The 11,938-nt window shown below is 68.7% G+C and carries 15 protein-coding genes; 8 read left to right on the plus strand and 7 right to left on the minus strand.

Annotated elements, in window-relative coordinates:
- Window positions 1-49: 49 nt before the first annotated feature.
- The 4 genes from zigA to NNZ72_RS07735 all read right to left on the minus strand — a co-directional run bounded on the left by zigA (window position 50) and on the right by NNZ72_RS07735 (window position 3,715).
- Window positions 50-1,258, minus strand: coding sequence for a zinc metallochaperone GTPase ZigA (gene zigA / locus NNZ72_RS07720; protein WP_257314640.1), 1,209 nt, complete (start codon window positions 1,256-1,258; stop codon window positions 50-52).
- 85 nt (window positions 1,259-1,343) lie between these two features.
- Window positions 1,344-2,582: a zinc metallochaperone AztD gene (aztD, locus tag NNZ72_RS07725; RefSeq protein ID WP_257314642.1), complete on the minus strand. Its 1,239-nt coding sequence runs from the start codon at window positions 2,580-2,582 to the stop codon at window positions 1,344-1,346.
- Window positions 2,583-2,833: 251 nt separating this feature from the next.
- A complete protein-coding gene (locus NNZ72_RS07730) occupies window positions 2,834-3,421 on the minus strand; it encodes a cysteine hydrolase family protein (protein WP_257314644.1) in 588 nt (195 codons plus the stop codon).
- Between the two features lie 6 nt (window positions 3,422-3,427).
- Window positions 3,428-3,715: an RNA-binding protein gene (locus NNZ72_RS07735; protein ID WP_257314646.1), complete on the minus strand. Its 288-nt coding sequence runs from the start codon at window positions 3,713-3,715 to the stop codon at window positions 3,428-3,430.
- Window positions 3,716-3,819: 104 nt separating this feature from the next.
- On the opposite strand from NNZ72_RS07735, the gene NNZ72_RS07740 reads away from it, so the two are divergent.
- From NNZ72_RS07740 to NNZ72_RS07760, 5 genes are all read left to right on the plus strand, one after another.
- Entirely contained in the window at window positions 3,820-4,284 is a 465-nt protein-coding gene (locus NNZ72_RS07740; RefSeq protein WP_257314648.1) for a YbhB/YbcL family Raf kinase inhibitor-like protein, read from the plus strand.
- 77 nt (window positions 4,285-4,361) lie between these two features.
- Window positions 4,362-4,562, plus strand: a complete 201-nt coding sequence (locus tag NNZ72_RS07745) for a hypothetical protein (RefSeq protein WP_257314650.1) — start codon at window positions 4,362-4,364, stop codon at window positions 4,560-4,562.
- A 94-nt stretch (window positions 4,563-4,656) separates the two neighbouring features.
- Complete coding sequence (locus NNZ72_RS07750) at window positions 4,657-5,850, plus strand: cytochrome P450 (RefSeq protein WP_257314652.1); 1,194 nt, start codon at window positions 4,657-4,659, stop codon at window positions 5,848-5,850.
- A complete protein-coding gene (gene mog, locus NNZ72_RS07755) occupies window positions 5,850-6,383 on the plus strand; it encodes a molybdopterin adenylyltransferase (RefSeq protein WP_257314657.1) in 534 nt (177 codons plus the stop codon). Before NNZ72_RS07750 ends, mog begins: the two co-directional genes overlap by 1 nt.
- Before the next feature lie 92 nt (window positions 6,384-6,475).
- The gene (locus tag NNZ72_RS07760; RefSeq protein WP_257314659.1) at window positions 6,476-7,561 is read left to right on the plus strand and encodes an NnrS family protein; all 1,086 of its coding nucleotides are present in this window, start codon (window positions 6,476-6,478) and stop codon (window positions 7,559-7,561) included.
- On the opposite strand, the gene NNZ72_RS07765 is transcribed toward NNZ72_RS07760, so the two are convergent.
- The 3 genes from NNZ72_RS07765 to NNZ72_RS07775 all read right to left on the minus strand — a co-directional run bounded on the left by NNZ72_RS07765 (window position 7,555) and on the right by NNZ72_RS07775 (window position 9,367).
- Window positions 7,555-8,001: a CBS domain-containing protein gene (locus tag NNZ72_RS07765; protein ID WP_257314660.1), complete on the minus strand. Its 447-nt coding sequence runs from the start codon at window positions 7,999-8,001 to the stop codon at window positions 7,555-7,557. The genes NNZ72_RS07760 and NNZ72_RS07765 overlap by 7 nt on opposite strands.
- On the minus strand, window positions 7,998-8,759 hold the full coding sequence (locus NNZ72_RS07770) for a spermine/spermidine synthase domain-containing protein (protein ID WP_257314662.1): 762 nt from the start codon (window positions 8,757-8,759) through the stop codon (window positions 7,998-8,000). The genes NNZ72_RS07765 and NNZ72_RS07770 overlap by 4 nt, the downstream gene beginning before the upstream one ends.
- A gap of 89 nt (window positions 8,760-8,848) precedes the next feature.
- Window positions 8,849-9,367 carry a PTS sugar transporter subunit IIA gene (locus NNZ72_RS07775; RefSeq protein ID WP_257314664.1) on the minus strand — a complete coding sequence of 173 codons (519 nt, stop codon included), beginning with the start codon at window positions 9,365-9,367 and terminating at the stop codon, window positions 8,849-8,851.
- A 499-nt stretch (window positions 9,368-9,866) separates the two neighbouring features.
- Here NNZ72_RS07775 and NNZ72_RS07780 point away from each other — a divergent pair, with 499 nt between their 5' ends.
- The 3 genes from NNZ72_RS07780 to NNZ72_RS07790 all read left to right on the plus strand — a co-directional run bounded on the left by NNZ72_RS07780 (window position 9,867) and on the right by NNZ72_RS07790 (window position 11,818).
- Window positions 9,867-10,025, plus strand: coding sequence for a hypothetical protein (locus tag NNZ72_RS07780; protein WP_257314666.1), 159 nt, complete (start codon window positions 9,867-9,869; stop codon window positions 10,023-10,025).
- Window positions 10,022-10,459, plus strand: coding sequence for an NUDIX hydrolase (locus tag NNZ72_RS07785; RefSeq protein ID WP_257314667.1), 438 nt, complete (start codon window positions 10,022-10,024; stop codon window positions 10,457-10,459). The genes NNZ72_RS07780 and NNZ72_RS07785 overlap by 4 nt, the downstream gene beginning before the upstream one ends.
- Window positions 10,460-10,717: 258 nt before the next feature.
- Window positions 10,718-11,818, plus strand: a complete 1,101-nt coding sequence (locus tag NNZ72_RS07790; protein WP_257314668.1) for a hypothetical protein — start codon at window positions 10,718-10,720, stop codon at window positions 11,816-11,818.
- Window positions 11,819-11,938: the final 120 nt, after the last annotated feature.

Genomic DNA, 11,938 nt, shown 5'->3' on the forward strand with positions numbered 1-11,938 from the left:
GGGTGCGGTTGCGGCAGCCTAGCCGCTCCCCCGCCCTTTGCAAGCCGGATCAGGGATGGCTTCTCCGCTCCCAGCCCGGGAAGGGGTCGGCCAGATCGCGCCAGAGGTGCGGGCTGAAGCCGTCGCCGTCGACCAGACAGGCGTCGAGTCCGGCGCGGATCTCCGCCTCGTCCATCGGGTCCGCGCCGATGAAGACGATCTCCTGCCGGCGGTCGCCCCAGGCCGGATCGAGATGGGGTTTCATCATGGCGAGGAAGCCGGGGTCCTGCGGCCATCGCTCCCTCGGCACGGACGACCACCACAGGCCCATCCGCCCGGTGCGCACCAGCGCGCCCGCCTGGCTGATCTCGCCGACGTGGTGCGGCCGCGTCGCCAGCCAGAAGAAGCCCTTGGCGCGCACGACGCCGGGCCAGGGCCGGTCGATGAAGGCCTTGAAGCGCGTCGGGTCGAAGGGCCTTCTCGCGCGGTAGACGAAGGAGCGGATGCCGTATTCCTCCGTTTCCGGCACATGGTCCTTGAAGCCGTGCAGTTCCTTGAACCAGAGCGGATGCGTCTCGGCCCTGGCGAAATCGAAGCGGCCGGTGCCGAGCACCTCCTTCAGATCGACCCTGCCGAAATCCGTCTCGATCAGCCTGGCGTCGGGATTGAGCGCGACGACGATCTTGCGCGCGGCGTCGCGCTCCTGCGGCGACGCCGTGCCGACCTTGTTGAGCACGATCACGTCCGCGAACTCGATCTGCTCGACCAGCAGGTCGACCAGCGTGCGCTCGTCGCCGTCGCCGGCGGTCTCGCCGCGGTCGGACAGGAAGTCGGAGGAGGCATAGTCCTTCAGCAGATTGGCGGCGTCCACGACCGTGACCATCGTGTCGAGCCGGGCGACGTCGGACAGGCTCCGGCCGTCCTCGTCGCGGAAGTCGAAGGTGGCGGCGACCGGCAGGGGCTCGGCAATGCCGGTCGATTCGATCAGGAGATAGTCGAAGCGGCCTTGCCCGGCGAGCGCACGGACCTCCTGCAGGAGGTCGTCGCGCAGGGTGCAACAGATGCAGCCGTTGGTCATCTCGACCAGCTGTTCCTGCGTGCGGGAGAGGTTCGCGCCGCCGTCGCGCACCAGCGCGGCATCGATGTTGACCTCGCTCATGTCGTTGACGATGAGCGCCACGCGCAGACCCTCGCGATTGGCGAGGACATGGTTGAGCAGCGTCGTCTTGCCGGCGCCGAGGAAGCCGGACAGGACGGTGACGGGGAGTTTCGCGGCCATTTGCTGTCTTTCGTCGTTAGGGATCGCTTTGATGCCGGCGATCCGGGGCCGTCGAGCGGCGGCCCCGGACCGAGATTGATGTCCGTCAGTGGGATGCGCCCGAACCGCCGGCGACGACGATGGCGAAGGGCTGGCCCTCGACCGGGATCGTCCCGATCTCCTTCAGCGTCGCGGGGTCGACCAGGCGGACGAGCGAGTGGCGCGGATCGGTGATGGCGATCTTCCCGTCGGCGACGGCCAGACGCGGACGCGGGTCGCGCCAGTGGCCGTCCTTGCTGTAGGGCTCCGTCACAGTCCCCTTGCGGACGATCGCGCCGTCGATCACGTCGAGGACATGCAGGTCGCCGTCCTCGGTGAGGATGTAGGCGTTGCGCAGATCGGCCGGATCGAGGACGAAATCCAGGCGGCGCGTCGGCAGGTCCACGAGCCGGTAGGGTGTGTCGCCGTCGGGATCGATCAGGACGACCCGGTCTTCGCCGTAATTGCCGAGGAAGAACTGCATGGCCTTGCCGCCGAGCAGCGTGCCGGTATGCGCCTTCGGGAAGTCGGCGGGGTAGGGGAGCATTTCCAGCCTCGGTCCGCCCATCCCGCCGGGACGTGCGATCAGCACGCCCTCCTTGCAGCCGAAGGCGACGAGCCGGGCGGAGGTCGCCTCGCCGTGCAGGTCGGTGCAGGGCGCCGTGTCGCCGACCTGCCGGCCGTCTTCGTCGAGCGCCTTGAGGCCGATGCGCGGCGGCAGCTGGTCCGGCTTTACCTCGACGTCCGTATCCGGCACCGATACCAGGTCGAACTTGCCCATCGTCACCACGACGCCGTGGTGGGGTGCGGTGGCGTCGACCACGCGGGACTCCGCCTCGCCTTCGAGGAGCGCGTCCTCGTCGACGATCGCCGCCTTGCCCTCCCCGTCGAAGAACAGGGCGACATGCTCGCCGTGCGGAACGGCATGGACCGGCCGCTTGCCCTCGAACGTCACCGGCGACAGGGCAGGGTCCTTCACCTCGACGTCGCGGTGGTCGCCATGGTCGGAGAAGGCGATGCCGGTCGCGATGGCGTGGACGATGTCGGCTTCCGTCTGGACGGCGAAGACCGTCCGGCCGGACGCGCTGGCCGTCAGTGCGGCGTAGCCCTTGATGTCGTATCGGCCGAGCTCCTTGCCGCTTTCGAGATCGATGGCGCGCACGACGGGCTGCGTATGGTCGGCGACGAACAGCCGCCACGCTTCCTTCGATTCGTGATCCTCGTCGGCGAAAGCCCCCTGCGCGGCGAAGACGAGCCCCGCCGCGGCGGCCATCATCAGCCGGTTGCGGATGACGTTCATTCCCATGGTCTCATTCCCTTCTCTCGAAATGTGCTAACGTTACAGTTGGTGGCGACGATCGCCGGTTCGTGCCGGTATTTCCCTCGTTCCGGCCTCAGGTGCCCCAGCCGATGGCGGCTGGCATGAGGATTGATATGTTATTACGTTACTCGTGCTGGCGAGCGTAATAACATTACTTCCGCACCGGCTGTCAACCCGGTGCGCGGGACGATCTGCATTTTACCTGAAGGTTGGAAATCCGGCGCCTCACTGCGGGCCTATCCGGCGGGCGGGTCCGACGCCAGAAATTCCTCGGTCGTCATCAGCTCGACCTGTGCCGAGAACCGGCTGCCGAGCAATTTCAGCGATGCGTCATGGGTCTCGTCGGTGCCGGAGCACACCGCATCCTTCAGCACGACGACGCGATAGCCGAGATCGATGCCGCCGAGCGCGGTGCCGAGGACGCAGACGTCTGTCTCCCCGCCGGTTATCACCAGGGTCTCCACCGCCTCCCGGGAAAGCCAGGCGTGGAGGCGGCCGTCCATCCAGGGCGAGTAGGTCCGCTTGTCGAAGACGAGCGCCGGCGGGCAATATGGTGCAAGCTCCGGAACGAGGCCCAGCAGCTCGGCCGGCAGATGCTCCTGCGTCATCATCCACCATTTCTCGTAATAGGCGCGCCACATGCCCGGGGCGTCGGCGGGGCGTGCCGGCGGGCAGAAGCGCGTGAAGATCGTGCGGCGGCTGAATCTCGCGGCGACGTCGACGACCTGCGGGGAGACGAGGTCCATCCAGGACACTTTCCAGGGGGTGTCCTCGGCGAACATCCGTTGCATGTCGACGCAGATGTGCCGCCAGTTGCCGATCATGAGACCTCACCCCCGTCCGCTCTCTCCGCGGCAGAGCTGCCGGAGCGCGGTGATCGCGTCGGCCGTCGACGCGAAGGTGGCGCGGAAGGCGACCGGCCGGCGCAGGGCGACCTGGACGAGGCTCGGGCTGTGGTAGCGCACCATGCCGAAGCCGGGAAAGCGTCCGTTGCCGGGGCGGCGGTTGTTCCAGCGGTTCGGGCTGCCTTGCCGCCACGGACGGAAGTCATGCCTGGCGCCGAGCAGCGCAGCGCACTCCCGGTAGAATTCTTCCTTGCTCGTCGGTTCCGCGTTCATTTGCGGCCAGAACCCGCGGGCGCCGCAGATGTTCCCGCCGCACGGAACCATCGGCGCGTCGAAAGGTTCGGCCGGCGGAAGGAACCGACCGAAAGGAGACGACCATGGCCATGAGCCTCATCAGCCCGGTATTTGCCGAGGGCGAGCGCATGCCGGAGAAATTCACGCGGCTCGGCGAGAACCTGATGCCCCCGCTCAAGTGGACCGGGGTCCCGGAGGGGACGAAGAGCCTCGCCCTGGTGATCGAGGACCCCGATGCGCCGTCGGGCCTGTTCCGCCATTGCGGCGTCTTCAACATCCCGGCGGATTGGACGGAGCTCGCGCAAAGCGCCGACACGGCGCCCGGCGGCGGCCCGCGGTTCTCGCGCAACGATTTCGGCAATGCCCGTTATGACGGCCCGCAGCCGCCGAAGGGGCACGGCGTCCATCGCTACGTCATCCGCCTCGCGGCGCTGGACGTCCCGAGCCTCCCCGTGCCGGAAGCCGCGGGTATCGAGGCGATGTGGGATGCCGCACGCGGGCACACGCTCTCGGAAGCCCGGCTGACGGCCACCTACGAGGTGCGCTGAGGGCCTCCTGCCCGGCTCGCGGAACATTGTGCGGCCGTTCCGGTTCGGTGCGCATCGTCGTCGCTGGAGAATGGCCGATGCCCGCTCTCGTCCGCTACGTGCTTGCCCGCCTCTCGATCGGCTTCGCTCTGGGAAGCGCAAGCGCGATCGGGATATTGCTCGTCAACCCGGCCGTCGTGGGCGGGTCGGCGGGGTTCCTGGAAATCCTGCTCGTCGTCTATGCGCTGGGCTCGGCGTTCGCGCTCGGCTATCTCGCCACCGCTCTCGGCATCGAATGAGACAACGGCAGGTGCGGATTTGTTTGTGTGGGAACAAAGACCGCGCGCCCGTCTGCTGCGTTATTGACGGCGAACGGCAGAACGGGGAGAGCGAATGAAAAGGGAAACGAGGGAGGCCCGCAGTCCGGGCGAGGCCTTGCACGAGTGCCCGGCCGATTGGGATCCGCGCAGCCAGGAGGTCCTGTCCGACCAGATCGGCGCCTACGACCGGATGCGCGAAAGGTGTCCGGTCGCCCGCAGCGACTATCTCGGCTGGTCTCTCTTCCGCCATCAGGACGTCCTGCGGGTCATCACCGATCACGAGACCTTCAGCAACGTCGTCTCGCGCCATCCTTCGGTTCCGAACGGCATGGATCCGCCGGAGCACACGCTCTATCGACGGATGATAGAGCCCTATTTCGCGCCGGAGCGCATCGCGGCGTTCGAGCCCGTCTTCCGCGGGATCGCCCGCGACCTGGTGGACGCGCTCGGCCGGGATCTTCCGTGCGACGTCATACGGCACTTCGCCGAGCCATATGCTGTGCGCATCCAGTGCGCCTTCCTCGGCTGGCCTGAAAGCCTGCGCGCGCCCCTGCTGCAATGGGTCTACAGGAATCGCGCGGCGACGCTCGCCCGCGACACGGAGGCCATGGCGTCCGTCGCCCTCGAATTCGACGGCCATATCCGGTCGCAGCTGGAGGTGCGCGAGCGGGCGGGCGATGCCGCCGCCGACGACCTCACCACCTGCCTGCTGCGCCAGAGCGTCGACGGCCACCGGCTGCAGCATTCCGAGATCGTCAGCATCCTGCGCAACTGGACCGTCGGCGAGCTCGGGACCATCGCTGCCTGCGTTGGCATCATCCTTCACTTCCTCGCCGAGCGCCCCGACGTCCAGGACCTGCTTCGCCGCGACCGGACCCGGCTTGCGCAGGCGATCGAGGAGATCCTGCGGCTGCACGGGCCGCTGGTCTCCAACCGGCGCGTCGCCACCAGGGAGGTGATCGTGGGCGGCAGGACGTTCGCGGCGGGGGACCGGATAACGGTGATGTGGGTATCTGCGAACCGCGACGGCGAGGCTTTCGAGGATGCCGGGCAGTTCCGTCTCGAGCGGGACCAGTCGCAGAACCTGCTCTACGGCGCCGGCATCCACGTCTGCCCGGGCGCGGCGCTTGCGCGGATGCAGCTGAACACCGTCATCGACGAGGTGCTCGACGGTCTCGAACCGTTCTCGCTGGCGCCGGGGACCGGGCCCGTTCGCGCGATCTATCCGGCAAGCGGGTTCTCCTCCCTCGTCCTGAAGGCGGCGTGATGCGGATCGCCGTTGTCACGATATCGGATCGCGCCAGTCGCGGAGCGTACGAGGATCTGAGCGGCCCGGCCGTCGAGGAATGGCTGCGGACGACGATCGTGACGCCGTTCGAGATCGTCCGGCGGATCATTCCGGACGGCATCGCTTCGGTGCGCGACACGCTTCTGACGCTGTGCGACGAGCAGCATGTCGACCTGGTCCTCACGACCGGCGGGACCGGGCCTGCGCCGCGCGACGAGACGCCCGAGGCCATGCGCGAGGTCCTGGTCAAGGAACTGCCGGGCTTCGGCGAGCAGCTCAGGCGGGCGAGCCTGGACCAGACGCCGACCGCCATCCTCTCCCGGCAGACGGCGGGCACCCGCGGCAGGACGCTGATCGTCAACCTGCCCGGAAAGCCGGATTCGATCCGCCTCAGCCTCGATGCCGTCTTTGCCGCCGTGCCCTATTGCCTCGACCTCATCGGCGCAGGCAGGATCGAGACAGATCCCGCCCGCATCCAGGCCTTCCGGCCGACCCCGCCGTCCTCAAGCTGAGCGTCTTGCGGGCGCCCTCGGAGAAACGGCACGAGGAGGATCGACCGCCGCAGCCGGCGGCGGTCGCCGGGGCCGGTCCCGGGCGGCGCCCGATGCTCGCCTTCCACCCGGCGGGCGTGCTCTTCGCGCTCGCCGCGATCATGGCGGCCGCGCTTCCATGGCTCTGGCTCCTCCCGCTCGAGGACCCGCGGCTGGCACATGTCCGGCTGGGGATATTCGGCTTCGGCGGTGCGGCCGTCTGCGGCTATGTCATGACGGCGCAGAAGGCCTGGACGGGGCGCCGGGTCCCGGTCCCGGCGCTTGGCGCCGGGTTGCTGGTGCTCGGCGGACGATCGGCATGCCTCTGCCTGCCGGAGGCTCTCTGGCCGGTCCTCCTGCCGGCGCTGCCGGTCGCCCTCGCGATCCTGTGGCCGCTCGTGCCGGCGCGACGCTGGGACAAGGCGCCCTTGGCCACGGTGCCGCTGCTGCTCGTCGCGGCGGAAGCGATGCTTCTCCGCCATCGAGACCTCGCCGGGGTCCTTCCCGTCGCGATGGCGGTCCTCGTCTTCGTCGTCGGCGGGCGGCTCGTTCCTTCCTTCCTGGACGAGGCGCGCCGCCGCCGCGGCCTCGATGCACCGCCGCGGCCGCCGCTGTGGCTCGCGGTGGCCGCACTGGGCGTCGGCCTTCTTGACGGCGGATGGATCGGAACGGGGGCACTTCTTGCCGCCGTGCTCTGGGTCGCCTCCATCGGCCTCGACGGGCTCCGGCTGGGCCCGGCCAACCGCATGCTGTGCCTCGGCTATGCCGGTCTCGTCCCCGGGCTGCTCGGCATCGCGGCCGCCCGGTCGGGGCTGATGCCGCATCTGGTGACGGTGCACGTCCTGACCATGGCGACCATGGGTCCGATGATCATCGCCATCGCCGCGCGCGTGTCGATGCGCCGTCCGGCGGGAGCGGAACTTCTGCCGCTCCGGCGACACTGGGCGGCCTTCGTGCTTGCGTTCGCTGCCGCCGCCGCGCGCGGGCTGGCGGAACTGCCCGGGCCGGCATTTCCGTGGCTCGCCGTCGCGGGGACCGCCTGGTCGGCCGCCTGGCTCATGTTCCTGTCGGCCCACGTGCCGGCGCTGGCGAGGCCTGCTCCGTTTCCCCTGCTGAGCGCCGTGCGGTCTTCCCGCCGCTCCGGCGCCGCATCTCAGTGATGCCGCGCGTCCGACTGGGAATGCGCGCCTCCGGGGCGCGAGATCGCCGCCAGCGCCTCGCCGGTGCCTTCCCCGCGCGCCTCGACCGCGATGTCGCCCAGCGACAGGATGCCGACGAGCCGCTTGTCGCGGTCGAGGACCGGAAGCCGGCGGACCTGCTGGTCGCCGAGATTGCCGCAGACGTCATCGAGGTCCTCGTCCTCGAAGCAGTATTTCACCTCGGCCGACATGACCTCGTCGACCCTCGTCTCCGGTCCCTTGCCGGCGGCCACGGCCCGCACGGCGATGTCCCGGTCGGTCAGCATGCCCACCAGCCGGCCATCGCTTGCCACCGGCACGATGCCGGCGTCGATCTCCGTCATGATGCGGGCGGCGTCCCGAATGGTTTCCTCCCGATTGATGACGCGGACGTTGCGCGTCATGACCTCGCTGACTTTCATTGCCGTAACTCCTCTCGATCGGATGTACGCTCCTTCAAACCGGCGACGGCGCCGAGGGTTCCGGCCAATGTGCCCGGACGGACGAGGGGCAGGCGGTCGCCGGCGAGGTAGATGTGGTGGAAGGCGTCGGCACGGCCGTCGACGAGGCAGACGTCGTCGCGCCGCCACCGCCAGGGCAGCGCCGCCAGCCTGTCCTCGAATTCCGCCGAGACGGTCGCGGACCAGAAGGCGGCGATGCCGCCCGGCGCGAGGCGGCGGTGCACCGATCTCAGCCCGCATTCGCTGTAGATCGCGTCATTGGTCTCGCGCACGGTGACGTCGGGGCCGTTGTCGGTGTCCATGAGGATGATATCGTAGGCGTCGCCCCGCTGCCGCAGGACATGCTGCACGTCGTCGATATGGAGCACGACCCGGGGGTCGCGGAGCGGGTGGTCCGCCAGATGGCCGATATGCCGGAGGTTCCAGTCGGCGATCTCGGGCACGAGCTCGCAGACGGTCACTTCGGCCTCGCGTTCGATCCAGTCGAGCGCCGTGCGCAGCGTGAAGCCCATGCCGAGCCCGCCGATCAGCACGCGCCGCACCGAACGGCCGTGAAGCCGCAGGCTCCGCTCGGCGAGGATCGTCTCCGAGCGGTGGTTGAGATTGGACATCAGCTCCAGCCCGTTGAAGCGGATCTCGTAGATGCCGTCCCTCCTGCGCAGGACGATGTCGTCGCCCGCCGCGTTGCTGGCCCGCGCCAGCTCCGTCCACAATGTCATGTCGTCTTCCCGAATGTTCCGGCCGGCGCCCGCGGCAGCCGGCAAACCCCTGTCTTGCGGTGGATGGTCCTGGCGGGTTGCCGCAGCGCTCACGGTTGCGGCAACCCGACGGCATCGCCTGCCGTGGGGCCGTGCGGCAGGCCCGCAAGCCCGGCGGCGCGGGCGCGGGTGTGGAGGAGGCTGCGGATGCGATCGGGCGCGCTCATGCTTCTGATCGACGGCAGGACGCCGGGATCGAGCAGGATGCGGTTGACGAGGGAGGAGAACCTGACGAAGTCCTGCACCCTGCTCTGCGGCCAGATCAGCGCCAGCACCACGTCGACGGCGGTATCGTCCGGTGCGTCGAAGTCGACGGGGGCCGCCAGCCGGATGAGTGCGCCGGCGGGGCGCCGGCATTGCCGGGCGATCGCATGCGGCATGGCCACGCCGCGCCCGAGCGCGGTCGACCCGAGCGCTTCCCTGGCCGCAAGCGCAGCCTTGACCTCCTCGTATGCCATGCCGGCGCCATCGGCCAGGCGGTCGGCGGCGAGCGCGATGGCGGCCTCCCTGTGCGGCACGATGGCCGCGAGCGACACATCCATGGCAAGAAGCAGTGCGATATTGTCCAAGTCGATCTCCAGCAGACATCCGGTGCATGCCGGTCCGGTTCCCGCCCATAAGCGGCCGCACGCCCGGAAACGGGCGCGGCGCGGCGGATGGCTTGGGGAAATCCGGACGGCGGACGAAAGCGATCCCTGGCGCGGCTTCCGCAGGCGCGGAATGCCGGCCAGGGCTAGGAGCCCGTGATGAGGCGCGACGTGGCTTCGTGGCAGGTGCCGTGCTTGTTCATGCGGGCCACTATCGGCCAGGAAGCACGGAAAGTCAAATAACTGAAAAAAAAGAAAAAATGCCTCCGCCCGAGGCCTTGAATCGCCCGGCGCGGCCGCCTAGATTGGGGCCATGTGCATGGAAACGTTCATCAAGATGTCGAGGCTCGCCGGCGAAGCACGTTCTTCGTCCCGGAGCGGCATCCTTTGACCTCCGATCGCCGCACGTAGCACGCTCCGGGAATTCCAAGATTGCGGTTCGTTTCGGCGACGCGGATGCGTCGCGTGATGGAGCGTATCCATGAGACATCCCCATGCCCTGCAAGTCTGCCTCTCCTGCAATCGTCCCCTGCCGCGCGCCGCCCGCCGCTGCCCTTGGTGCAAGCGGCTGAGCGTCATGCGTGCCGAGGCGGCCGCCGCGCCGATGCGGCGGGCCGCCTCGGCCGGAGAGCGCTCGTGAGCGCCGCCGCCCCGGCGGCGGCCGGCGATGCGTTGCTCCAATATGGGGCGATCCCGTGGCGGAAGGACCGGCGCGGCCGCATGCGCGTGCTGCTCGTGACGTCGCGGGGGCGCGGTCGCTGGATCGTGCCGAAGGGATGGCCGGCCGCAGACAGGCCGCCGTATCTCTCCGCCGCGATGGAGGCCTTCGAGGAGGCCGGCGTGATCGGCGATATCATGACGCATCCGCTCGCCGGCTACCACTACGTCAAGGAGGCGGCGGACGGCTCGCTGCAGCAACGCCACGTGACGCTGTACGGGCTGCGGGTGCGCGGCACGCTGACGAACTGGCCGGAGCGCGCGGAGCGACGGCGACGCTGGTTCGACCCGGAGGAGGCGGCCGGCGCCGTCGACAACGCGCAGCTCGCGCAGGCCATCCGCACCATTGCCGCATGAACCGGCGATGGCGCGGCCGCTTTTCGCCTGGGGCGCACCGCCTTCCGTAGGCTTGATCATCATCAATTTTGATGTCCCCGTCGCCACGTCGGCCTGCGCTCATCGGATCACTATCGGGTAAATCACTGATATATATAATAATTTCTTTGCCTGACGGACGCTCGGTCAAGACACACGTCAGGCTTGCATGCCCGTTGACTCTTTCCGGGACAGGACGATCTATAAGCAAAAGCAGGAATACCGTTCCCGGAAGATGCGATGATCGAGCTGGCAGGGTATTTGGGTTTCGTGGCGGACATGTTCGAGGCGGCCCTGTCGGACGAGGGATGGCGCAACGCCGCCTCGCTGGTCGCCCGGGCCCTCGGGGTCGACCAGGCCGCCATCGTGGTCAACCGCCACGGCGGCATGCCGGACGTTTCCGTGACGGCGAGCATCCTGGAGTTCAAGGACCGCTACGATCTGCGCTACCAGCAGCTCGATCCCTGGGCGGAGCGGCGCCGGCTTCTCAAGGTGCGGGGCGTGTTCCTCGCCAGCGAGATCTTTCCGGAAGAGCAGTTCGTCAAGACCGAATTCTACAACGACTATGCCCGCCATATCGGCATGTTCCGCCCGATGACGGCCGATCTCGTCACGCAGGCCGGCCATACGCTGGAAATCGGTGCGGAGCAGCCCTTCTCGCGCCTGCGCTTCGAGGCGCCGGACAAGGCGCGCCTCGACGTCCTCGCGCCCTACATCGCCCGCGCCGTCGACCTGCGCCAGTCGCTGCGCCTCGCGCGGCTGAACGAGGCGCTTGGAGGCTCGCTCCTCGAAACCTGGACGATGCCCGCCGTGGTCTGCGACGGCGACGGCCGGATCCTGATCGCCAACGCCGGTGCCGAGGCCCTGGAGCGCTCGGGTTTCTTCGGGCTTGCGGGCGGGCAGCTGCGCCTGCCGGCCTTGCATCCGGCACTTGCGGCGAGAGCCCGCGCGATGATCGCCGGCGCCGGCACGACGGGGCTCGGCGGCGCGTTCTCGGTGCGCGATCCGCGCACGAACACGCTCCGGATGGTGCTGGTCTCGCCGCTGCCGGCGAGCCTTGCGGAAGGGCGCTCGCTGGTGCTGGTGACGGTCGGCGACAGCTCCTCGCGGCCCGTCGCGCCCGCGACGCTGCGCGCCATGTTCAACCTCTCGCCCGCACAGGTGGAGCTGGCGCTCGCCCTCTATGACGGCGTCTCGCTCGAGGAATACGCCCTTCGCCGGAACGTGCGGATCAGCACGCTGCGCACCCAGCTTTCGCAACTGTTCGAGCGGGTCGGCGTCAAGAGCCAGAAGGATCTCGTCGCCGTCCTCGCGCGCATCCCGCAGATTGGCGCCCGGTAGGCCATTCCGTGTGAAAAAATCGACATGAACCGCCCCGGTTATCCTCCATTTGAAGGATACTCGTGCGCCTGCACCTCGGTTAACACTTTGCATCAGAAAGATTTTACCGGGGGTGTCGGA

The organism is Shinella pollutisoli (assembly GCF_024609765.1).
Taxonomy (GTDB): Bacteria; Pseudomonadota; Alphaproteobacteria; order Rhizobiales; family Rhizobiaceae; genus Shinella; species Shinella pollutisoli.

What these genes read in the sequence shown, in the direction of transcription:
- zigA (WP_257314640.1), bottom strand. Translation starts at nt 1,258, where the DNA reads ATGGCCGCGAAACTCCCCGTCACCGTCCTGTCCGGCTTCCTCGGCGCC.
- aztD (WP_257314642.1), bottom strand. Translation starts at nt 2,582, where the DNA reads ATGGGAATGAACGTCATCCGCAACCGGCTGATGATGGCCGCCGCGGCG.
- NNZ72_RS07730 (WP_257314644.1), bottom strand. Translation starts at nt 3,421, where the DNA reads ATGATCGGCAACTGGCGGCACATCTGCGTCGACATGCAACGGATGTTC.
- NNZ72_RS07735 (WP_257314646.1), bottom strand. Translation starts at nt 3,715, where the DNA reads ATGAACGCGGAACCGACGAGCAAGGAAGAATTCTACCGGGAGTGCGCT.
- NNZ72_RS07740 (WP_257314648.1), top strand. Translation starts at nt 3,820, where the DNA reads ATGGCCATGAGCCTCATCAGCCCGGTATTTGCCGAGGGCGAGCGCATG.
- NNZ72_RS07745 (WP_257314650.1), top strand. Translation starts at nt 4,362, where the DNA reads ATGCCCGCTCTCGTCCGCTACGTGCTTGCCCGCCTCTCGATCGGCTTC.
- NNZ72_RS07750 (WP_257314652.1), top strand. Translation starts at nt 4,657, where the DNA reads ATGAAAAGGGAAACGAGGGAGGCCCGCAGTCCGGGCGAGGCCTTGCAC.
- mog (WP_257314657.1), top strand. Translation starts at nt 5,850, where the DNA reads ATGCGGATCGCCGTTGTCACGATATCGGATCGCGCCAGTCGCGGAGCG.
- NNZ72_RS07760 (WP_257314659.1), top strand. Translation starts at nt 6,476, where the DNA reads ATGCTCGCCTTCCACCCGGCGGGCGTGCTCTTCGCGCTCGCCGCGATC.
- NNZ72_RS07765 (WP_257314660.1), bottom strand. Translation starts at nt 8,001, where the DNA reads ATGAAAGTCAGCGAGGTCATGACGCGCAACGTCCGCGTCATCAATCGG.
- NNZ72_RS07770 (WP_257314662.1), bottom strand. Translation starts at nt 8,759, where the DNA reads ATGACATTGTGGACGGAGCTGGCGCGGGCCAGCAACGCGGCGGGCGAC.
- NNZ72_RS07780 (WP_257314666.1), top strand. Translation starts at nt 9,867, where the DNA reads ATGAGACATCCCCATGCCCTGCAAGTCTGCCTCTCCTGCAATCGTCCC.
- NNZ72_RS07790 (WP_257314668.1), top strand. Translation starts at nt 10,718, where the DNA reads ATGATCGAGCTGGCAGGGTATTTGGGTTTCGTGGCGGACATGTTCGAG.